20 protein-coding genes are annotated in these 20818 nt (G+C 73.6%); 6 read left to right on the plus strand and 14 right to left on the minus strand.

The features are described 5' to 3' along the window. Nucleotides 1-96: 96 nt before the first annotated feature. The gene (arcS, locus tag NO900_RS00005) at nt 97-1932 is read right to left on the minus strand and encodes an archaeosine synthase subunit alpha (protein WP_256407166.1); all 1836 of its coding nucleotides are present in this window, start codon (nt 1930-1932) and stop codon (nt 97-99) included. Between the two features lie 103 nt (nt 1933-2035). Here arcS and NO900_RS00010 point away from each other — a divergent pair, with 103 nt between their 5' ends. Continuing rightward, the gene (locus NO900_RS00010) at nt 2036-2482 is read left to right on the plus strand and encodes a pyridoxamine 5'-phosphate oxidase family protein (RefSeq protein ID WP_256407167.1); all 447 of its coding nucleotides are present in this window, start codon (nt 2036-2038) and stop codon (nt 2480-2482) included. Between the two features lie 166 nt (nt 2483-2648). Next, nucleotides 2649-2975 (plus strand): DUF8153 family protein, encoded by a 327-nt coding sequence (locus NO900_RS00015; RefSeq protein ID WP_256407168.1) that lies wholly within the window; start codon nt 2649-2651, stop codon nt 2973-2975. 236 nt (nt 2976-3211) lie between these two features. Here the strand turns inward: NO900_RS00015 and NO900_RS00020 are convergent, their stop codons facing one another. The 9 genes from NO900_RS00020 to NO900_RS00060 all read right to left on the minus strand — a co-directional run bounded on the left by NO900_RS00020 (nt 3212) and on the right by NO900_RS00060 (nt 11374). Next, nucleotides 3212-3775: a hypothetical protein gene (locus tag NO900_RS00020; protein ID WP_256407169.1), complete on the minus strand. Its 564-nt coding sequence runs from the start codon at nt 3773-3775 to the stop codon at nt 3212-3214. Between the two features lie 163 nt (nt 3776-3938). Further along, on the minus strand, nt 3939-5447 hold the full coding sequence (tgtA, locus tag NO900_RS00025) for a tRNA guanosine(15) transglycosylase TgtA (RefSeq protein WP_256407170.1): 1509 nt from the start codon (nt 5445-5447) through the stop codon (nt 3939-3941). A gap of 94 nt (nt 5448-5541) precedes the next feature. Continuing rightward, entirely contained in the window at nt 5542-6318 is a 777-nt protein-coding gene (locus NO900_RS00030; RefSeq protein ID WP_256407171.1) for a Nif3-like dinuclear metal center hexameric protein, read from the minus strand. A gap of 61 nt (nt 6319-6379) precedes the next feature. Beyond that, on the minus strand, nt 6380-7720 hold the full coding sequence (gene hemA / locus NO900_RS00035) for a glutamyl-tRNA reductase (protein ID WP_256407172.1): 1341 nt from the start codon (nt 7718-7720) through the stop codon (nt 6380-6382). Then, nucleotides 7717-8412 (minus strand): precorrin-2 dehydrogenase/sirohydrochlorin ferrochelatase family protein, encoded by a 696-nt coding sequence (locus NO900_RS00040; protein ID WP_256407804.1) that lies wholly within the window; start codon nt 8410-8412, stop codon nt 7717-7719. The genes hemA and NO900_RS00040 overlap by 4 nt, the downstream gene beginning before the upstream one ends. A gap of 31 nt (nt 8413-8443) precedes the next feature. Next, entirely contained in the window at nt 8444-9529 is a 1086-nt protein-coding gene (ahbB, locus tag NO900_RS00045; protein ID WP_256407173.1) for a siroheme decarboxylase subunit beta, read from the minus strand. 91 nt (nt 9530-9620) lie between these two features. Further along, entirely contained in the window at nt 9621-10088 is a 468-nt protein-coding gene (locus NO900_RS00050) for a DUF7112 family protein (RefSeq protein WP_256407174.1), read from the minus strand. A 12-nt stretch (nt 10089-10100) separates the two neighbouring features. After that, nucleotides 10101-10499 carry a 30S ribosomal protein S6e gene (locus tag NO900_RS00055; protein ID WP_256407175.1) on the minus strand — a complete coding sequence of 133 codons (399 nt, stop codon included), beginning with the start codon at nt 10497-10499 and terminating at the stop codon, nt 10101-10103. 104 nt (nt 10500-10603) lie between these two features. Beyond that, on the minus strand, nt 10604-11374 hold the full coding sequence (locus NO900_RS00060; protein ID WP_256407176.1) for a lipoate--protein ligase family protein: 771 nt from the start codon (nt 11372-11374) through the stop codon (nt 10604-10606). Nucleotides 11375-11509: 135 nt separating this feature from the next. On the opposite strand from NO900_RS00060, the gene NO900_RS00065 reads away from it, so the two are divergent. The 3 genes from NO900_RS00065 (at nt 11510) to NO900_RS00075 (ending at nt 14931) form a co-directional block, all read left to right on the plus strand. Next, on the plus strand, nt 11510-13183 hold the full coding sequence (locus NO900_RS00065) for a sensor histidine kinase (protein WP_256407177.1): 1674 nt from the start codon (nt 11510-11512) through the stop codon (nt 13181-13183). An 87-nt stretch (nt 13184-13270) separates the two neighbouring features. Continuing rightward, nucleotides 13271-14218 (plus strand): DUF8155 domain-containing protein, encoded by a 948-nt coding sequence (locus tag NO900_RS00070; protein ID WP_256407178.1) that lies wholly within the window; start codon nt 13271-13273, stop codon nt 14216-14218. Nucleotides 14219-14469: 251 nt separating this feature from the next. Further along, entirely contained in the window at nt 14470-14931 is a 462-nt protein-coding gene (locus NO900_RS00075) for a PaaI family thioesterase (protein WP_256407179.1), read from the plus strand. On the opposite strand, the gene NO900_RS00080 is transcribed toward NO900_RS00075, so the two are convergent. From NO900_RS00080 to NO900_RS00095, 4 genes are all read right to left on the minus strand, one after another. Continuing rightward, nucleotides 14901-16898 (minus strand): molybdopterin biosynthesis protein, encoded by a 1998-nt coding sequence (locus tag NO900_RS00080; RefSeq protein WP_256407180.1) that lies wholly within the window; start codon nt 16896-16898, stop codon nt 14901-14903. The two genes, NO900_RS00075 and NO900_RS00080, sit on opposite strands and share 31 nt — an antisense overlap. Next, nucleotides 16895-18151: a molybdopterin molybdotransferase MoeA gene (locus NO900_RS00085; protein WP_256407181.1), complete on the minus strand. Its 1257-nt coding sequence runs from the start codon at nt 18149-18151 to the stop codon at nt 16895-16897. The genes NO900_RS00080 and NO900_RS00085 overlap by 4 nt, the downstream gene beginning before the upstream one ends. Nucleotides 18152-18231: 80 nt before the next feature. After that, a complete protein-coding gene (locus NO900_RS00090; protein WP_256407182.1) occupies nt 18232-19107 on the minus strand; it encodes a CehA/McbA family metallohydrolase in 876 nt (291 codons plus the stop codon). Between the two features lie 412 nt (nt 19108-19519). Beyond that, complete coding sequence (locus NO900_RS00095; RefSeq protein WP_256407183.1) at nt 19520-20455, minus strand: cell division protein CdpA domain-containing protein; 936 nt, start codon at nt 20453-20455, stop codon at nt 19520-19522. Between the two features lie 181 nt (nt 20456-20636). On the opposite strand from NO900_RS00095, the gene NO900_RS00100 reads away from it, so the two are divergent. After that, entirely contained in the window at nt 20637-20816 is a 180-nt protein-coding gene (locus tag NO900_RS00100; protein WP_256407184.1) for a zf-TFIIB domain-containing protein, read from the plus strand. Nucleotides 20817-20818: the final 2 nt, after the last annotated feature.

Consider the following 20818-nt stretch of genomic DNA (forward strand, 5'->3'; position numbering starts at 1 on the left):
GCGACTCCCTCGCACGCGCTGTTCGCGCCCTTCGGGCGCTCACAGGCGCGCGCCACCGCAGTAACTTATAAATATCCGTCCAGTCGTGTCTCGTCCCTACTTCTCGTCCACGTGTCGGACCTCGCTCGCGACGCCGCGGGTCGACTCGACCATCTCCGGCCCGGACATCTCGGCGCGGCCGACCGCGAACGCCTCCGGCCCCTCGATGACGACCTCGTCGCCGACCCGGATCTCGTCGTCCGCGTCCACGACGCCGGGGGCGAGCACGGAGCCGTGCGGGACGAACGGATCGATCTCGACGCGCTTCGTGGGGGCGTCGCTCTCGACCCACCGGCGCGCGCCGGCGAGGGTGAACGAGAGGGTGCCGTACTGCGGCACCATCGTCGCGAGCTGCTCGCCCGGCTCGCCCTCGCGCCCGGCGTCCGGGTCGTCGCCCCACACCTGCAGCTTGGGGTAGCGCCCGGTGGTGCGGACGGCCGAGTCGCCCCCGTAGCTCCCGGACTCGCCGTCGCCGCCGGCGAGGCCGCCGAACAGGTCGTCGCCGGCGCCGTCGCCGAGGAGGTAGTCGGCGATCGCCCGGACCGTGTTGTGCTCGCGCTCGCGCTTGCTGTAGGCGGGCTCGCCCTGTAAGGCGGCGTTCAGCTCCCCGAGCGACTCGTCGCTCGTCGGGTGGCCGACGCAGGTGTACTCGAACGGGACGTCGATCGCGGGGTCGCGCTCGACGCGCTCGCAGATCTCGCGGTAGCCGTCCTCGGGGACGTGCGCGATCACTCGCGAGTAGTCGTTCCGCCGCAGGTACCGCCGGAGCACCTCGGCGACGAACCCGATCTCGTCCTCGCTCCAGTCGCCGGTGACGACCGCGTCGTAGTGCTGGGCGGGATAGGTCGTCTCCAGTTCCTGCGGCACCACGCCGATCGGCGAGGTCATCGAGACGGTGTGGCCGCGCCACTGGATCGCGTCGTGGAACTGGCCGTGGCTCTGCGAGTCGCTGTACGGCTTCGTCGCGGAACAGGGCACCAACACGAGCGGCTGGTCGGCGAAGCGGTTCCGGTACCGGCTCGTCACGCGGTCGGCGAACCGCCGGATCTCGACGCGGTCCAGCGTCTCCGCGCTCGCCGCGGTCACCTCGGCGTCGCGTATGAGGGGCGTCCGCTCCTCCAGGTACCCCCACTGGTCGTCGAACTCCCGGAACGCGGCCGTGAGCCACCCCTCGTGGCGGGCCTGTCCCTCGACGTAGTCGCGCAGGCGCCCCGCCCGGATCCGCTCGCGCACGCGTCGGAGCTCGGCGCGGAGCGCGTTGACGTTGTGCTCGGCGCAGTCGGCGCGCGTGAACTCGTCGCGAGGCCCCGCGCAGGCGGGACAGGCGCACGGCAGCTCGTCGAGGTCCGCCAGGAAGTGCTCGGCGTCGGCGGTGAGATATCGTCCCTGCGTCCCCTTCGTCCGCGCGAGGGTCGCGTCGACGAGGTCGACGCCCGCGTACGCGAGGACGGCGACGTTCAGCGGCGTGGCGACGCCGGAGAGGAACAGCGCGGTGTCGGCCGGCAGCGACGCCTTCGCCGAGACGACCGCGTCGCGGAACGCCTCGCCGTGGCCGACGAACCCGGACGCGTCCGAGAGCAGGTACGCGTCGGCGCCGACGTCGCGGGCGCCCTCGCTGTCGACGACGGCCGCGGCGGGGTAGTCGACGTCCGGGTGGTCGACCGCGAACGACTCGCGGACCTCCTCGCGGGTCCCCGCGGGGAACGAGCGGTGCGGCAGGACCGTGAGCGAGGCGTCGTCGCCGTCCGGCACCCCGCGGTCGCCGGCCCAGAGGCTCCCGGCGTCCTCCAGGAACGGGTCCGCGAGCGCCGGCGTCGTCACCGGCTCGGCGAGCCGCAGCTCCCCGAGTCGGGCGGCGCCGTCGCGCTCGTGGACCTCGAAGTGGTCGGTCATACTCCCCCTCGCGCGGGGACGGTCAATTCTCTTGTGTTCCGCGCCGCGGCCGTCGAAACGGGGTCGCCGCAACCGTTAGGCCCGCCCCGACCGAAGGGATCGCATGGACCCGTCCGGCCCGTGGGACCGCGACCGCGTCGACGAGTTCCTCGAAGAGGCGCGCGTGCCGGTCCGGCTCGGCTGCCGCACGCCCGCGGACGACCCGTGGATCGTCTCGCTGTGGTTCTCGTGGGACGGCGCCGTCCACTGCGCGACGAGCGCCGACGCCGACCTCGTCTCCTTCCTCGCGCACGACGACCACGTCTCCTTCGAGGTGTCGACGAACGACCCGCCGTACAGGGGGGTCCGGGGGCGCGGCCGCGCGACCGTGTCGCCGGACGCGGACAAGGAGCTGCTCCGCGCCCTGCTGGAGCGGTACCTCGGCGGCGTCGACAACCCGACCGGGGAGCGACTCCTCCGCCCGGAGCGCGAGGAGGTCCGGATCCGGATCGAGCCGGAGCGACTCCACACGTGGGACTACTCGGAGCGGATGGGGTCGGGAGACGGATAGCGTCGCGCGGCCGGCCCGCTTCCGGTCTCCGTCGACGGTCACGGAACGCGACGGAGGGAAACCGCCGAACGCAGAGCTCGGACATCCGCTTCGGACCGGTCGACGATCGACGCGAAACAGCGTTGGTATCAAAGCCGTCTTACTCTCAGCGGTTGCAGAGGGCGGTATGCGTCTCGCCCTCCGATACGCCGTCTCGATAGCCGTCGGACTGGCCGTTACGATTCCCGTCGGGGAGTGGGCTGCGGGAGACTGGCTTGTCACGGCCTCACTGCTGCCGCTCTTCGCGGCCGCGACGTCGCTGATTATCGCGCATCGCCGGCGATGGACGCGATCGAACGGCGAGCTCTCACCGAGGGCCGGAGCCGCAGTCGGCGGCGCCGGCGCGTTCACCGGGGGAGCGCTGATCCGGACGTCCCCGCCGGCCGCTGCCGCCGGATTCGGGTTGCTACTGCTCGGCATGGCGGCGGGCATCGCTGTGTCCGACTCGTCGTGAGCAACGGTACCGCGGAGGGGATCGACCTCGCTCACGCGTCGTACGGATCCGGCGGAAACCCCCTCGTGTCGGAATGCTCGATCACGTTCGACGTACGCCTTCGGAGCAACTTCGACGACGACGCCCGAGTCGACGGTCGACCGTCGGACCGGCTGTCCACCGTCGCCGATCGGAAGCCCCGCGCAGAGCGACTCGTGCCACCGGGAACCGTCGGGGGTCGCCCCGCGCGGCGGCGCTCAGCCCGCGTCGAGAACGAACGACACGAAGCGCCCTACCGCGTGTACCAACAGCGTCACCGGTAGCACGACGGCGGCCGCCGCCACCGCGACGGAGAGCGCCGTCGGGACCTCACCCGTCGAAAACGCGAATCCGGTCACTGCCAGGAGTCCGCCGACGAACGCTCCCGCGGCGACCGTCTCTAACGTCCTCATTCCGTCGTAGGCCAGCGCACGGGCGCTGCCGTCTCCGGTAAACGGGACGCCACGGCGACTCACTTCCAGATATCCGTGAACGAGCAGGAGGAGTGCCACACCGATCAGTAGGACGACACAGACGAGGGCGATGGCGGCTCCCCCTGTGAGTATCGACGTTTCCCCTCCGATCGCCGCTAACGACCCGAAGGCCAGAAGCGGGAGCGCGATCGCTCCGATCGCAATCGCCACGACGGAGATCCCGGCCTCGACGTAGAGCCCGTTCCGCGAGAGCCACGTGTACGCCCGGTCCGAGCGAGAGCCCGATCGTGAGGAGGCGCTGCGTCCGTCTTCGGAGGGAGACCCGCTCTCCGAGAGGTCGCCTGTCATATTGGGTGATCGGTCGTCCGGCGTATACCTCCTGTCCCGTGTTTCAACCGCGGAATCACGGTGGGGACGAACTCCTTCCACGAGCCGCGGCGCTCGGTGCGTCGTCCCGGCACCGATCGGATCGAGACCGAGACGCTCCGGTCGAGCGGTCGGACGGGTCCCGTTACCCCGACCGCCCGAGCGTCCGCAGGTCCTCCGTCTCGACGCGGTCGGGAACGGCGTCGAGCGCCGCCTCGGGCCACCCGTCGTGACCGAGCGTGATCGCGGTCTCGGGGTTCGCCGAGGCGAGCGCGGCGACGCCCTCGGCCGCCGCGACCCGCGCCGCCTCGTCGAGCCGCTCCGGGACCTCCGCGGTGAGGGGGTACGTCTCCGAGAGCGCCCGCGGGAAGGGGCCGAACGGCGGCTTCACGCGCCACACCGCGTCGTAGTCGTGCGTGGAGGGGGCGTTCGACTCCGTGAGCAGCAGGCGGTCCGGGACCTCCAGCCGGGCGAGCCGGTCGCGGTGCCGGCGGATCTCGGGGCGGCGGGCCGACTCGTGGGAGGTGTAGAAGAACGCGTCCTTCGAGACCGGGTCGGTGCGCTCCAGCTCGTCGGCGTGGTCCAGCAGCGCCCGGTAGCCGTCGAGCATCGCGGGGTGGCCGCGGGCCCGGCGGTCGACCAGTTCGAGGAGGTTCCCCGACCGGATCGCGGCCTTCACCCGGCGGAGCTCCTCGAAGGTGACGTGGAGGTTGTGCTCGGCCAGCAGCCGCTCGGCGGACGCGTCGGCGTCGGCGTCTCCGCCCCCGTCCATCTCCCGGAGCTCCGCGGGCGTGTGCTCGGCGCAGACCGGACACGAGCAGGGGAAGTACGCCATCTCCTCCAGGTGTTCGGTCCCCGACACGGTCAGGTAGCGCCCGTCGCGCGCCATCAGCGCGTAGGCGGCCGAGTCGAAGAGGTCGCAGCCGGCGGCGACCGCCAGCGCGAGCATCATCGGGTGGCCCGCGCCGAACAGGTGGACGGGGGCGTCCGGGTCGAGCCCGCGCTTCGCGGCGCGCACCGCCTCGACGACCTCGGCGTAGCGGTACGAGTTCAGGAGCGGGACCATCGCGCCGACCGGGAACACGTCGAGGTCGGTCTCGGTCGCGTGCCGGCCCGCCGCCTCCCGGAGGTCCGGGAACGTCGACCCCTGCACGGGGGCGTTGACGAGCATCTCGCCGGTCGCCGCGGCCTCGGCGTCGGCGAGCGCCCGCTCCGTGGTCGCCAGCTCCCGCTCGGCGCGCTCGCGGTCGACGTCGGGCGGGGTGGGGACGTCGACGGGCGTCGCCACGTCGCTCCCGATCCGCCGCTGGAACTCGATTATCTCCTCGGTGGTCACGTCGATGTCGCCGTACTCGGCGAGCTGGAAGGAGCCGGAGTCGGTCATGATCGCGCCGTCGAACCCGAGGAAGTCGTGGAGCCCCTCCGCCAGCACCCGGTCCCGGATCCGGTCCGTGCTCCGGATGATGTAGGAGTTGGTGATCAGCATCTCCGCGCCGAACTCCTCGCGGAGCCGCGACGGATCGACCGTGAGCACGTTGGGGTTGACGACCGGCAGCAGCGCCGGCGTCTCGACCGTGACCCCGGCGCGGGGGACCTCCAGCCGCCCGATCCGCCCGGCGGCGTCGTGGTCCCGAATCTCGAAGTGATCGCGCATACCCGAGGTGGACGGACGCGGGCGGTAAGGGTTGCGTTCGGGGGCGACGGGGCGCTCGGGGGAACGGCGCCCCCTCGGAACTCGGCCGCCGTTCTCAGAGCCCGGTCGGGTGGCTCACGTACTCCGTCTCCAGTCCCCACTCCGCCGACAGCGACCTGAGGGATCGGACCCCGAACGTCTCGGTCGCGTAGTGGCCACCGAGGAACACCGTAATTCCGGCCTCCCGCGCGTCGTGGTAGACCTGCTGTTTCCCCTCGCCCGTGATCAGCGCGTCGGCGCCGGCCTCGACCGCCTCGTCGAGCCAGTCGACGCCCGAGCCGGTGACGACCGCGACGCGCTCGACCTCGTCGGGGCCGAAGTCGAGGACCCGCGTCGGCGACGCCTCCCCCTCCGGCTGCCCCTCGAACCCGTCGAGCGTCCCGCGGATCGACGCGGGCGACCGCGGCGCGTCGAACTCGCCGATCGTCCCGATCGTGACCGGCCCGATCTCGCCGAACGGCTCCGTGTCGCCGAGTCCGATCTCGTCCGCGACGCCGGCCGCGTTGCCGAGGGCGGGATGGCCGTCCAGCGGGAGGTGCGAGACGTAGAGGGCGAGGTCGCGCTCGATCAGCGCCTCGATCCGGTCGTAGGTCGACCCGGTGACGCGGTCGATCCCGCCCCACGAGATCCCGTGGTGGACGACGAGGGCGTCGGCCCCCGCCTCGGCGGCGGCCTCGATGGTCGCGAGCGCGGCGTCGACCGCGAACGCGACGCGCTCGATTTCGGCGTCGTCCGGTCCCACCTGGAGCCCGTTCGCGCTGGCGTCGACGTCGGCGTACGCCGCCGTGTCGAGCTCGTCGTCGAGCCGCTCCGCGTACTCTGAGAGCTGCATACCGGCCGATACGCTCGGGGGAAGGTAAAGCGGTGCGGACCGGGGCGGCGAGCGGCCGCGGTCAGTCGTCGAGCTCCTCGGCGATCGACTCCGGCGGCCCGTCGAGGTCGGGGGCGCTCCCCTCGCCCGTCGACTCGCCGCCCGGCGTCTCCGGCGGGGCGTCGAACTCGGGGTTGAACAGCCGGAGCGCGGTCCGGATCGTCTCCCAGTCGTCCTCGCCGGCGGCGTCGCGCAGCGAGCTGGTGGGGGCCGCGAGCAGCTGGCCGACCAGGGCGTCCGCCATGTCCTCGACGGTCTCGCGCTGCGCCTCGGTCAGGTCCCCCTGCGACTCCAGCTTCGAGAGCGCGCGGTCGACCTCTCGGGCCTTGACGCGGTCGGCGCCCGCGTACATCGCGGAGATGGCGTCGTCGGCGCGCTTGCGCTTGTACGCCCGCAGGATGCGGTCGAGCTCCTCGTCGATGATCGCCTCGACCTCGCGCGCCTCCGCCTCGCGGCTCTCTCGGGTCCGCCGGGTCACGTCCTCCAACGCGTCGATGTCGTACAGCGAGAGCCCCTCGCGGTCGGCGACGGCCGGGTCGACGTCGCGGGGCTGCGCGATGTCGACGCAGACGAGCCGCCCCGCGTCGGCGACGTGGCGCGGCTCGATCACCGGCTCCGAGCTCCCCGTCGCCGAGATCACGAGGTCGGCGTCCGGGACAATCGCCGGGAGGTCGGCGAGGGGCACGGCCTCGGCGGGCGTGTCGATCTCGCTCGCGACGAACTCCGCGTTCGGCACCGTCCGGTTCGCGACGACGATCTCGGAGACCGCGGTGTCGTCGAGCGTCCGGGCCGCGAGCGTCCCCATCTCGCCGGCGCCGACGACGACCGCCGACCCGCCGGTGAGGTCGATCTCGGTGGCGGCCAGCCGGACCGCGGCCGAGCCGAGCGAGACGACGCCCTCGTTGATCGAGGTCTCGTTGCGCGCGCGCTCCCCGACGTGAAGCGCCTTCGTCACCGCGTCCTTGAGGACGGGGCCGATGCCGCCCGCGGACTTCGACTCCTCGTACGCCTCCCGCAGCTGGCCGATGATCTGGTCCTCGCCGAGCACGAGCGACTCAAGCCCGGAGGCGACGCGCATCAGGTGCTCCAGGCTCTCCTCGTGGTCGAGGCGGCGGACCGCGCCGCCGCGGACCTCGGGGGCGAACGACGCCAGCGCGTCGGTCCCGTCGACGGTCCGGTCGGTGACGACGAACGCCTCCGAGCGGTTGCACGTCTGGAGGGCGAACGCCTCCTCGACGCCGTCGCGCGCGAGCAGGTCCGAGACGGTCGCGCGGACGCCGTCGCCGCCGGCCGACTCGATCTCGTCGACCGTCGCGCGGGAGTGGGCGACGCTCGCGCCGGCGATGGCTCCCGTCTCCTTCATCCCTTGAGTACCTCCTCGATCACGGAATACGCCTCTTGGCGACCGTTGGATCTCCCCTTTTGTAAACCCTTCCAAACCCCCTCGGATCGCACGACGCGACGGATCGCCTCCCGCCGCGTCTGGGGGTCGATCCCCCGCTCTCTGAGCTCCGCGCGGAGCTCGCCCGAGAGCTCCGCCATCGCCCCCGCCCCGTCGATCTCGGCCTCGACGCGCTCCCTGAGCGCCTTCGCGAGCGCCGGGCTCGCACCCCCCGTCGAGAGCGCGACCCGCACCGGGTCGTCTTCCACCGTGGCGGGCACGACGACGCTCCCGACGTCGCGCGAGCCCGACCGGTCCGCGGCCGACGCGTCCGTCCGGTTGACGAGCAGGCCGGCGTCGAGCGCGGCGGCCTCGGCCGCGGCGTTGACGGCGGCGTCGTCGGTGGCGGCGACCACGAGGGCCGGTCCGAGGCGATCGATCCACTCTCCGACCGCCTCGGGGTCCGGCGCGGCGCGGACCAGCTCGACGGTCGGGCCCTCCGCCCCGCTCCGGCCGCCCTCCCTCGCGAGCTCGGCCAGCCGGTCGTCGAACGCGGGGCTCGCGACGACGACGCGGGCCTCGTCGGCGAACCGCGCCGCCTTCCGCGCCCCCACGGCGCCGCCGCCGAACACGAGCACCGACTCCCCGGCGAAGTCGTGGTAGAGGGGGATCACGACCGCCACCTCGGGACCGCTATCGGGACGGTCACGCCGTGTTGCTGTCGGCGCGGTCGGCGATGCGGATCCCCGTCTTCTTCAGGATCCGGGTCGAGAACAGCGTGTCCCAGTCGTCGGCGCCGACGTCCCAGTGCTCGTCCATCAGCTCCTTCACCTCCGCGATGCGGCGCTCGCTCTCGGCCTCCGTCCGCCCGTGCGTCATCGCGAAGAAGTTGTACTCCCAGACGCCGGCGTGTCGGGGGCGCTCGTAGCAGTGGGTGACGAAGTCGAGCGCGGCGACGGCCGGTCCGACCTCGTCGAGGGCGTCCTCCGGCACGTCCCAGACGGTCATCCCGTTCTCCGTGTACCCGAGCGCGTAGTGGTTCGGGATGACGCCGACGCGGCGCACCTTCCCCTCCCGCTCGAAGCGCTTCACCGTTTCGAGCACCCAGTCGACGTCGGCGTCGATCGCGGCCGCGACGTCGGCGTAGGGCGTCTCCGTGATCGGGAGGCCGCCCTGAATCTCGACGACGAGGTCGCGCTCGTCGGGGGTGAGCGTCCCGCGGTCGCTGGGTTCCACGGCGGGCCCGAGGTCGGACAGGTCGACGTCGCCGTCGGAGACCGGGCCGTCGACGAGGAACGTCGCGCCGACGTGGAACTCCCGGAGCTTCGGGAGGTTGTACGTCTCCTGGCCCGTCGCGGCCTCGATGTCGGCGAGCACCTCCTCGACGCGGTCGCTCCCGTCCTTGTCCGGGTCCGGGTGGTCGGCGACGCTGACCACGAACCACATGTTGAGGTGCGGGTGCTCGCGCTCGTAGTTGTGCGCGACCGCGGTGAACTCGTTGACCGTCTCCGCGATCTCGTCGTAGCGGTCCCCGGGCGCGTGCATCGCGACGAGCGACGCCGCCCCGCCGATCTCCTCGGCGTTGACGAGCGCGCCGAACCGCGATAAGATTCCCTCCGCGTCGAGCTCGCGGACGCGCTCGCACAGCTCCGGCCCGGTCACGTCGACGCCGCGCTCGCGCAGCGCCGCCGCGGCCGGCTTGAAGGGCCGCTCGGTCACCGGGAACCCGCCCTGGAAGGCGTTGATGATCCCGCGGTCGAGCGCCGTCAGATCCGCGTCGACCTCTCTCATGCCTCGGGGTCGGGTCCGAGCGAGAATAAGCGATCCGACCCGGGCCCGCGGACGCGGGAGGCGGGCGAGACCCCGTCTCCCCGCGCCGGTCTCAGCCGTCGAGGTCGCGCGCGATGTCCGACAGCGACGACGGCGGGCCGCGCGTCGCCTCGTACACGACGCGCTCGCCGGGGATCCGAAGCCCGTACAGCTCCCCCGGCACGACGACGTCGAGGACGACGCTATCGCCCGGCTCGCGGCCGTTCGCGTCGAGCCACGCGACCAGGCGGTTCTCCCCCTCGCCGGTCTCCCGCGCGAGCCGCCGGTTGTCGAACGCGCCCCGGATCAGCCGTCCGGCGCTGTCGGCGGTCACCGGCGCGTGCCGCTCCTCGCGGTCGATCACGACCCGGACCACGTCGCCGGCGGCCACCTCCAGCGACTCGCAGCTCCCGGACTCGACGCGCCCGGAGAGCTCGTCGTCGTCCGGAATTCGCACGCAGGGGCGGCGAGTACCGCCGCTCCGAGCGAGCGAGACGCGGACCGAAGCGACGCCCTCGTCGTCGGAGGGAACGCGGGGCATCGAGAACGAGCGTTACTCCTCGTCGGCGTCGCCGTCGTCCTCGCCGAGCGCGGCGGCGACGTCGTCGCCCTCGATCACCGAGACGTTGATCTGCGCGACGTCGTCGTCGACCTCGCGGCCGCGGACGGTGATGCGCTTGCGCTCGCCCTCGCGGGACGGCTCGAAGCCGACGCCGCCCTCTAACAGGAGCTCCTTCAGGCGCGTGCCCGAGACGTCCTCGCGCATCGGGCGCCCGGTCTCGTCGGAGCCGCCGGTGATCTCGATCGTGTGCCCGGAGAGCCCGACGGCGTCGCCGCCGATCTCGTCGCCGATCTCGCGACCGAGGAACCGGTTGGCGTCCTGTCCGTCGACCTCTCGCTGGAACGTCTCGCCGCTCTCGGGGTCGGCGATGACGACTTTGAATTCGGCCATGGGCGAACCGAGACCCCCGCGAATAAAAAGCACGTCGAAACCGCGATTCGGCCCCGATCGCCCTCCGAGGCCGCTCGACGCGCGGACTCGGCGCGGAGACGGACTCACCGCCCGGCGCCGATCCGCTCGACGCGCCGCGACCCGTCGCCCCACGGTCCCCCGACGAACGCGTCTTCCAGCGCCCGTGCGACGCGTTCCGGGTCGTCCGGCCCGCCGGCCGCCGCGACGCTCCCGACCGTTTCCGGATCGAACGGCACGCCGAGCGCGTCGTAGACGGCGTCGCTGACCGCGGCGATCTCGCTCGCGTCCCCCGGCGCGACGACGACGCAGCCGGCGACCAGCGCCGCGTCGGCGCGGACGCGCTGCGCGATCCCCGACACCTTCCCGCCGCCGGCGACGCGCACGGAGTGATCGCCCGGACAGAACGCGGCCGGCGGCTCGCCGGCGACGACATCGGCGCCGAGCCCCCGAAGCGCGCCGACGACCGTCTCGACGGCGCGGTCGTACCGCCCGGATATCGATCCGCGCGCGTCGTCCGCCGCCGCCTCGTCCGCCGCCACCCCGCCTCCGGCCGCATCGCTCGCCGCCGTCCCGCCGTCCAGGGGGACCGCGTGGGCGAACGCGAGCGTCTCCCCGGCGTACGCGACGGCCCGGCCGCCGACGTCGCGCTCGACCGCTCGGAACCCGCGATCGGCCGCGACCCGTTCGGCCCGGTCGAACCCCTCCGCGCGGGCGTCCCGGCGACCGAAGGCGACCTGCCGCATCGGCGTCCACACGCGGAGTCCGGGCGTCCCCGCGGCGGCGCCCGCGAGCAGCGCCGCCGTGCGCTCCCGGTCCGCGTCGGGGTCGCCGGCGGTCCCTCTGAGCACGCGCATACCGTTCGTAGGACGGCCGGCGGCAAGCCGATTTCGGCCGGCAGCGAGGCCCGCTCCCGGTGTCGCCCTCGTCCTCGCGTCGCCGGGGCGTATGACACAAACGTTTTGCCGGGCCTCTGACTGGGTCACGTATCGATGAGCGACCTCGGCGCGCTGCCGGTGCGAGCATACCTCGCGGCCTGCCTGCTTGCCGGGATCGTCGGCCTGTGGCTCGGCCGCGTCGCGTGGCGGGAGCGCGACCAACCGGGCGGCACCGAGGTGGCGCTCTACCTGCTGTGTGGCGGCGGAATATCGCTGTTGTACGCCGTCAGGGTGGCGAGTCCGAGCGAACTGGTCATGTCCGTCGCGCTCAACCTCGCGACGCCGTTGGTCGCCGCGGTCCCCGGGGTCTGGACGGCGTTCACGCTCGCGTTCGCCGGTCACGACCAGTGGCGGACGGAACGCCGGATCGTCTCGCTGGCGACCCCGCCGTTCGTCTGGGTGCTGCTCGCGTGGTCGAGCGCCACCCACGGCCTCTCCCGGCGGTCGCTCGGCGCGGTCGTCGAGGGCCCGTTCACGCTGCTCTCCTTCGACCTGGGCCTCGCGGACGTCGCGTTCGTCCTGTACGCGTACGCCCTCTGCGTCGTCGGCGTCCTCGTCGTCGCGGACCTGTACCGGCGGACCGGGAACCGCTACCGGCTCCAGACACTCGTGATCCTGCTGGGGACGCTGTTCCCGTTCCTCGGGGGGATCGCCACCGTCGTCGACCTAGGCAGCTACGCGGACCTCGCGTGGTTTCCGCCCGCGCTCGTCGTCCACGGCGTCTCCCTCTACGGGACGGTGTTCTGGCTCGGGACGCTCGACGCCGCGGTCGTCGCCCGCGACACCGCGGTCGAGGTGATGCAGGACCCGGTGATCGTGGCCGGCTCCGACGGTCGGATCCGCGACCTCAACCCGGCCGCCGAGGAGCTGCTCCCGCCGGACGCGGTCGGCTCGTCGCTCTCGGCGGTGTTCCCGCGGCTCGACGTCGGCGCCGAACACCCGATCGCCATCGACGGGCGACAGTTCGACATCCAGGAGGACCCGATCACGGACCCCCGCGAGACGGACCGCGGCCACGTGTTCCTGCTCCGCGACGTGACGGAGCGGGAGCGTCGGCAGACGGAGCTGGAGCGCCGCGAGGCGGAGCTGGAGCGGCAGAACGAGCGACTGGAGGACTTCGCCGGCGTCGTCTCTCACGACCTCCGGAACCCGCTCGCCGCGGCGACCGCGGCGGTCGAGCTGGCGCGTCACGGCGACGGCGGCGACGCGCTCGACCGGGCGGCGGACGCCCACGAGCGCATGGACGACCTGATCGAGGGGCTCCTCTCGCTGGCGACCGCCGGACACTCCGTCGACTCGGCGGACCGGGTGTCCCTCGACGCGACCGTGCGTCGGGTCTGGTCGCGGCTCGAAACCGCGGACGCGACGCTGTCGGTCGAGGGCCCGAACGCGACGGTCCTCGCCGACGGCGACCGACTCGAACAGCTGCTCTCGAACCTGTTCCGCAACGCGATCGAACACGCCGGCGACGACGTCGCGGTGCGGGTCGACATCGAGCGCCGCGCGGACGGCGTCGCGCTCGCCGTCGCCGACGACGGTCCGGGCGTCCCGCCGGAACAGCGCTCGCAGGTGACGGAGCGGGGCGTTTCGCTCGCCGGCGGGACGGGACTCGGGCTCGCGATCGTCGCCGACATCGCGGAGGCGCACGGCTGGGAGCTCTCGGTCGAGGAGTCCGAGTCGGGCGGCGCCCGCTTCCTGATCGTCGGCATCGAGCCCGCCGACGAGTGAGCGACCGCGGGGAGGGTCGCCCCCGACCGCGGCCGACTGCCGCCGCCGACGACCACTTGTCGGTCGGGCCCCGCCGTGCGAACGACGATGCCCGTCACGCTCCCGCCGGACGCCATCGACGGCTACCGGCGGTTCTCCCGGTTCAACTCGCCGTACCCGGCACACGACGACGGCTGCGCCGTCGACCTGTACCCCGAAGCGGATCGGGGGCTCTCGCCCGTCTCCGGGATCGTCCGCGAGACGCGGACCGTCGGCTGTCCGGACCGGTCGTACGCCGCGAGCGAGGACCACCTGATCGTCGTCGACCTCGACGACGAGTGGTGCCGGCGGGCCGGCGCCGAACCCGGAACCGTCGCGCGGGTCCTCCACGTGGTCCCCGAGGTGTCTCCCGGCGACCGCCTCGCCGTCGGCGACGACCTCGGACCGACGACGCGCTCCGGGTTCTTCGGGCGGTGGGTCGACGACCACGTCCACCTCGGGTTCCGGGCGCCCGGCGCGAACGCGCTCCGGGCGAGCGGGTCGCTCCCGGTCGAGGTCGATGTCGACGTCAAGCCGATCGCCTGGGACGGGGAGGGCGTCGTGGCCGAGCGCGGGCCGACGCACGCGCTCCTCGACGCGCCGGTCCACCCCGACCCGGGCGGGTCGTTCGCGGCGCTCGCGAGCGACGAGGGGATCCCGCTCGACGGCGGGCTGGCCCACTACGCCGGCGGGGGCGCGTTCGGCGGGGGCGCGGTCCCCGACGGCGACGGTGGCGGGAGAGTCGGACGGGCCGACCGTTTCGGCCGGCTCGACGAGGGGACGGCGGCGGCGCTGTGGGGCACCCGCGTCGGCGTCGCGGCGGGCCGCGGGCTCGCGTGGGACCCGGTCGACGTGCTCGCGAACGGCGAGCGCGTGGTGGGGCTGTCGCTGTTCGCGGCGCGGGACGCGGGGTACGGCGCGAAGGTCGTCTGTCCGGACCGCGAGCTCGCGGTCGGCGAGGCGGTGTCGCTCGACGTGGTCCCGAGCGACGACCCGATCCGGCTCGGGGTGGGATGATGCCTCCCCGTCGGTAGCGAGTGGCGATAGCGAACAGCCGGCGCTAACGACTCTCCGCGGCGGTGCGCCGGACTCCCGTCTCGGCCGCCGCGGGCGACGCGTCAGGTCACGGGGCGGCTGGGTCGGCATCGGTGATAAGCGGTCAGACGGTCCCGCCGCGGTGCGACTCCGACCCACGTCATCGTGGCCAACCGCCGACCAGTTGCCTCCCGTTTCGGGGGCTACAAGCGGGACCCTCGCGAGTGGGGAGTATGAACCGGACAGACGTCGCGGCGCTGGAGCCCCTGTCGGCGGAGGCCGTCGCGCTCGTCGAGCGGCGGATCGAGGAGGAGCACGGCTACCTCTCGTGGCTGAACACCTCGGTCGACCTCGTCGAGCGCGGGCGCGTCGTCCTCTCGATCCCGTTCGACGACAAGCTGACGAACAGCGACGGCGGCACCATCCACGGCGGCGTGGCCGCGACCCTGATCGACACCGCCGGCGGGGTCGCCCAGCGCACTGCCTTCGAGGACCCGCTCTCGGGCGGCGTCGCGACGGTGAACCTCAACGCGAACTACCTCCGTCCGGCGACGGGCGACCTCACCGCCGAGGCGACGGTCGTCAGGTCCGGCGGCTCGATCGGCGTCAGCGACATGACCGTCACCGGCGCCGCCGACGGCGAGACCGCCGAGGTCGTCGTCGGTCAGGGGTCGTTTCGGCTGTTCCGCGAGTAGCCCGCGAGGCCGTCGAGGAGGTCGGCGGGGTCGTCGAGCGCGGCCGCGAGCGCGGTCACCGCGTCGCGCTCGGTCCGGTCGGGCGCCGCGCGGACCGTCACCGACTGCTCGCCGAGCGACACGAAGCCGCAGTCGAGCCGCGCCGCCGTCTCGCGTAGCCCGAGCCCGACGTCGGCGGCGCCGGCGATCACCCTCCGCGCCGGGCTCTCGAACGCCCGCACCGTCAGGTCGTAGCCCGCGATCCCCTCCGTCAGCTCTCCCCGCGAGGTCGACCGCTCGTCGGCGAGCGCGTCGAGCGCGTCGTCGAGGCTCCGTCGGAGCCCGGAGTCGGTCGGGCGGTTGACGAACCGCAGGTCGCGGTCAACGACGTCCCCGAGCCCCGTCACGTCGGCCGGGTTGCCCGCGGGGACGACGAGCCCCCACTCGCGCGTCCACCCGCCGAGGTCGACCGTCTCGACCTCGCGGTCGGTCGGCCCCGCGACGACCGCGACGTCCGGGACGCCGTCGCGCAGTCGCCGGAGCCCCTCGCGGGAGCCGACCGGCAGGTACCGCGGGTTCTCCAACCGGTCGAGCAGGCGGTTGAGGGCCGGGTCGTCCTCCCCGACGCCGAGCAGGCTCGGCGGGCGCACGTCCGGCGAGAACAGCCGGACCGAGACGGTCTCGCCCCGATCGAGGTACTCCGTGTCCGGGTCGACGGCGACGACGCCGTCGGCCTCGACGAGGCTCGTCGTCGCCCCGGAGCCCTTGTCGACCGGGTGGACGAGCGGGCGGTCGCCGTCGTCCAGGTCGAGCAGTCCGACGGGCATCAGCCGCATGCGCCCCTCGCCGTAGCGCTCGCCGACGCCCATCCGCCCCTCGACCGTCGCCGTCGCGGGCTCGGGCAGGCCGGCCGCCTCGCGGATCGCGGGCGCGACGAACGTCCGGAAGATCGTGAGCGCGGAGACGGGGTAGCCGGGGAGCCCGACGTACGCCGACTCGCCGACTCGGTCGCTCTCGGGCGCCGCGTCGCTCCCGCCGCGGTCGAGCCGACCGACCAGCATCGGCTTGCCGGGCTTGACCGCGACGCCGTGGAGCAGCAGCTCGCCGCGCTCCTCGATCACGCGGTAGATGACGTCGACGGCGCTCGCCGAGGTCGACCCCGAGGAGAGGACGAGGTCGCACTCGTCGGCCGCGCGCCGGAGCAGCCGTTCCATCTCCGCGTAGTCGTCGCCGGCGTGCGGGTAGAGGACCGGCTCGCCGCCCGCCTCCTCGACCCCGGCCGCGATCGTCGTCGAGTTCACGTCGTAGATCTCGCCGCGCGAGGGGTCGAGCGCCTCGCCCGGCCGCACCAGCTCGTCGCCGGTCGAGACGATCCCGACGCGCGGTTTCCCCTCGACCGGGACCTCGTCCACGCCGAGCGCGGAGAGCAGTCCGATCTCGCGCGGCGTCAGGCGCGTTCCCGGACCGAGCGCACGGGCGCCCGCGGCGATGTCCGCGCCGGCGCTCATCACGTGGTCGCCCGGGGCGACGGCGGTCCGGACCGCGATCCGGCCGGGGTCGCCTTTCGCTCCCTCCCCCGCTCCCGTCTCCGCCTCTCCGTCCGCGCCCAGCTCGTCGGTCCGCTCGACCATCACCACGGCGTCGGCGCCCTCGGGCATCACGGCGCCCGTGGAGACCTCGGCGCAGGTGCCCGGCGAGACCGTCACCTCGGGCGCGGCGCCGGCGTGGACCGCCCCCACGAGGTCGAGCTCGGCGGGGTCGGCCTCGTCGGCGCCGAAGGTGTCTCGGGCGCGGACCGCGTACCCGTCCATCGACGCCCGGTCGAAGCCGGGCACGTCGATCGCGGCGTCGACCCGCTCCGCGAGGACGCGCCCGCGGGCCTCCGCCAGCGGGACCGTCTCCGGCTCCGGCGCGAGGTCGAGCGAGTCGATCGCCTCGCGGGCCGCCTCCGGCGTCGCGAGGTCCCGGAACTCCTTGCGGTCGCTCACGGCGTCACCTCCCAGAGCTCCACGTCGACGGCGTCGCCCGCGTCGAGCCCCTCCCGCGGCTCGGGCACGACGACCCAGCCGTCCGCGAGCGCGACGCTCGACAGGATGCCGGAGCCGCTCGCGCGGGTCGGGGTCGCGGCGGGGAGGTCGGCGTCGTCGCCGTCCTTCTCGCCGTCGCTCTCTTGCTCCGACAGCGATACCCGCGCGAAGGTCCGCGTCCCGGGTTCGCTCGGTACCTTTCGATCGAGGACCGCGCGCCGCGTCGGGAAGGGGTCGGCGGTCGTCCCGCCCACCTCCTTCTGGAGCGGCCGGAGGAACTGCGCGGCGTTGACGATGCAGGCGACCGGGTAGCCGGGGAGCGAGACGACCGGCGTGCCGTCGGCGACGCCGAGACAGACCGGGTGGCCCGGCTTCAGGGCGACGCCGTGGACGAGCACCTCGCCGAGCCCGTCGACGACCTCCGGGATCAGGTCGCGCTCTCCCACCGACGACCCGCCGGTGGTGACGACCACGTCGGCGTCGAGGTCGGCCTCCACCGCCGCCGCGAGCGCGTCCTCGTCGTCGGTGACGACGTCGCGGTATCGCGCCTCGCCGCCCCACCGCTCGACCAGCCGCGAGACGGTCAGGCCGTTCGTCTCGATCACCTCGCCGGGGTCGGGGTCGGACTGGACCAGCTCCTCGCCGGTCGGGATCACGGCGACGGTCGGCGGCTCGTAGACCGGGACCGCGTCGAGCCCGACCGACTTCAGGAGGCCGAGGTCGGACGGGCGCAGGACGTGGCCCGCGTCGAAGAGGCGCTGGCCGTCGGCGACGTCCTCGCCGGCCTCACCGACGTTCTCGCCGGTCGCGACGGCGTCGAACGCCTCCACCTCGTCCCCGACTTCCTCCACCTGTTCGATCATCACGACGGCGTCGGCGCCCTCCGGGACCGCGCTCCCCGTGTGGACCCGCGCGGCCTCGCCGGGCGCGATCGACTCCGCCTCGGTGCCGGCCGCGCGGAGGACCGCCGGCGAGCGGTCGGAGGCGCCGAAGGTGTCCTCGGCGCGGACCGCGTACCCGTCCATCGCCGCCCGGTCGTAGCTCGGGACCGGCGCCGGCGCGTCGATCGGCTCGGCGACGACCCGACCGTCGGCGCCGGCGACCGGGACCGACTCGGTCCGGCCGTGGGGCTCGGCGGCGTCGAGCAGCGTCGCCAGCGCGTCGGCGACGCGGGTCCGCCGCTTGAAGCCGGCCTCGCGTCTGTCGTGGCTCATGGGCGTCCGTTTCGGGCCCGCGTGCAAAAACCCCGCTCTCCGGGGGATCGGGATCGACCGGCGACCGGGGCGCGGCCGCCTCAGGTGATCCACGAGAGGACACGCGCCGCGCGGTGGGTCCCCTGGATCGCCGCGACGCGCGCGGTCGAGAGCGTCTCCGCGACCCCCCGTCGAGCCGCGGTCGCGCTCCGGACCGCGCCGGTCCGGGCGTAGTAGCCGGACTTTCGCCCCGCCGCGGCGACGTAGTGCTTCGCGGCCATCCGGATCGGCGCGCGGCGCCCGTCGACCGTGGTCGTCCCCGCCCGGATCGCGTCGAGGACGTCGGCGGCGGTGACGTCGGCGACCGACTCCCGGCCCTCGATCTCCACGTCGGTGAACGCCCGCCCCACGTACTCCAGGTGGTGCGCGTCGCTGGCGGCCACGCCCGGGTAGTCGTACTTCGCGGCGAAGCGCCGCGCGCGGCGGTTCCGGTAGCCGGTGAACAGCCAGGCGTTGAACACCTCGACGGCGTCGACCTCGTCGATGTGACCGACCGCGTCGCCGTCGGCGACCGGAACCCCCTCCTCGTCGACCTCCGGAACCGGGATGTTCCGCTGGCGGACGCCGTGCCGCGAGCGCTGGAAGGGGTGCGGGACGATCGCGACCCCGCCGCGCTCGTGGATCCACGCGATCGTCTCGTCGTAGGGGCGCCGGCGCGGGGGCATGCGCTCGACGCCGACCGCCAGCAGGTGGCCGTGCGCGGTCGACACCTCGACCCCGGGGATCCCGATCAGCCCGTACTCCGGGGCCAGCTCGGCCGCCCGCTTCGACTCGCCGATCACGTCGTGGTCGGTGATCACGACCGCGTCGAGGCCGATCTCCGCGGCGTGTTCCAAGATGAGCTCCACGGGCTCGTGGCCGTCGTAGCTCTCGTCCGAGTGGACGTGGGGGTCGATGCTGACGGTGACGCTGGACACACCCCGAGTAGGCGACGGGAGATACTTAAATGCGCGAGAGGCGTCTGACGAGTATTTAAAACAGAGCGCGGTGGCGCGCCTCCGAGCGGCCGCCACCGGCGGCCGCGAGGTGACCGCGAGGGAGTCGGACCGGCGCCGCTGCGCCGGTCCGACGAGGCTGGGGAGGCGTGAGGCGCTGTGCGGTGCGGTCGGGTGGGACTCAAAGGGGCGGCCGCGAGGATGACGGCGCGCGACGTAAGGACCGCAGGAACGAGTGAAACGAGTGACGAGGACCGCAGCGAGCGCACCGAGTCCTCGCGGCCGGGGCTTTGGAGGTGTTCGTCGCAGAGCCGTTGATGGCGTACAGCCGAGCGGCTGGGGCTTTGGCGGTGTTCACGGAGCCATCGACCGCAACGACGGATAGCCGATCCGTTCAGCCGAACAGCCCCTTGATCTTCTCGACGACCGACTCGTCCTCGTCGTCGGCCTCGGCCTCTCGCCGCTGCTGCTCCCGGAGCTCCCGGAGCTTCGCGGCCTGGTCGTCGGTCCCCTCGCCGCTCGCGGTCTTCTTCTCGCCGCCCTGGAGCCCCTTCAGCTCCGAGACCGCGTCGTTGACAGTGCCGGAAGTCGTCCGGGTCTCGGTGGCCGAGCCGGCGAGCTTCTCGCGGTCGACGTCGACGTCGTCGACCGCGCTCGTGTCCAGCTCCAGCCGGCGCGTCTCGCTGCGCTCGACGCCGCCCCACGTCAGCTCCGCGTCCTCCAGCTCGCGCTCGATGTCGGCCCGCACGTCGGCCTCGGTGACCGTTTCGCCGTCGTCGCCCGCGCCGGCGTCGCCGCCGGTGCCTCCCGCGGCGTCCGCCGCGCGTCCGCCGGCGGCGCCCGCGGCCGCGCTCGTCGCGCGCTCGACGCGGTGGGCGACCAGGGCGCCGCCGGTCGCGGCGATGACGGCGACGAGCCCGAGGGTGTACACCGCGACCACCTGCGCGCTGTAGTCGGTCGCGGTGGGGACGTTCCAGTTGTACGGGTACGCCCACGTGAACAGCCCGACGGCGACGAGGGTGATCGCGGCCCCGACGCCGGCGAGGTACAGCATCCGCCGGTCCACGGGGAGCAGCACGACGACGCCGAGCAGGAGGACCGGCAGTCCGACCGCGGCGGCGACGGCGGCGACCTCCCGGACGGCGTACGTCGACAGCGCCTCCGGCGGGAGCGTCGCGCTGTAAAAGAAGACGGCGACGCCGATCAGTCCGAGCCCAATCCCGGCGAAGAAGAGCCCGAAGCCCGCGTACACGTCGATCGTCCGGTCGGGGTCGCCGACGTAGCGCCGGTAGTACCCCAAGAGGCGGTTCTCCGTGTTCGACTCGCTCATACCGGACGGTCGCCGCCGACTCTAATGATTGTTACCCCGCGGTGCCGGCTGCGCGAGCGCCGGCGCCGGGGGGCCGCGCACTCGATCGGGGGACCCCGACTCCCCGTTTCGACCCCCCCGTTTCGACCCCGTCACCCCGTGCGCTTTTGAGGGCACGGGTCCACGACTCAACCGATAGCCCGTGTCACTCAACTGCCCTCGCTGCGGAACGACCCTGTCGACGTTCGCGCTCGGCGGGGCGACGGCGGTCGCCTGCGACGACTGCGGCTACGCCGGCGTCGAGGCCGACCACTCGGGCGAGCCGCGGCTCGTCGAGAGCTGGGAGGACGCCTTCGCGCGCTTCCAAGAGGAACGCGACTGACC

This window comes from Halorubrum rutilum, assembly GCF_024494565.1.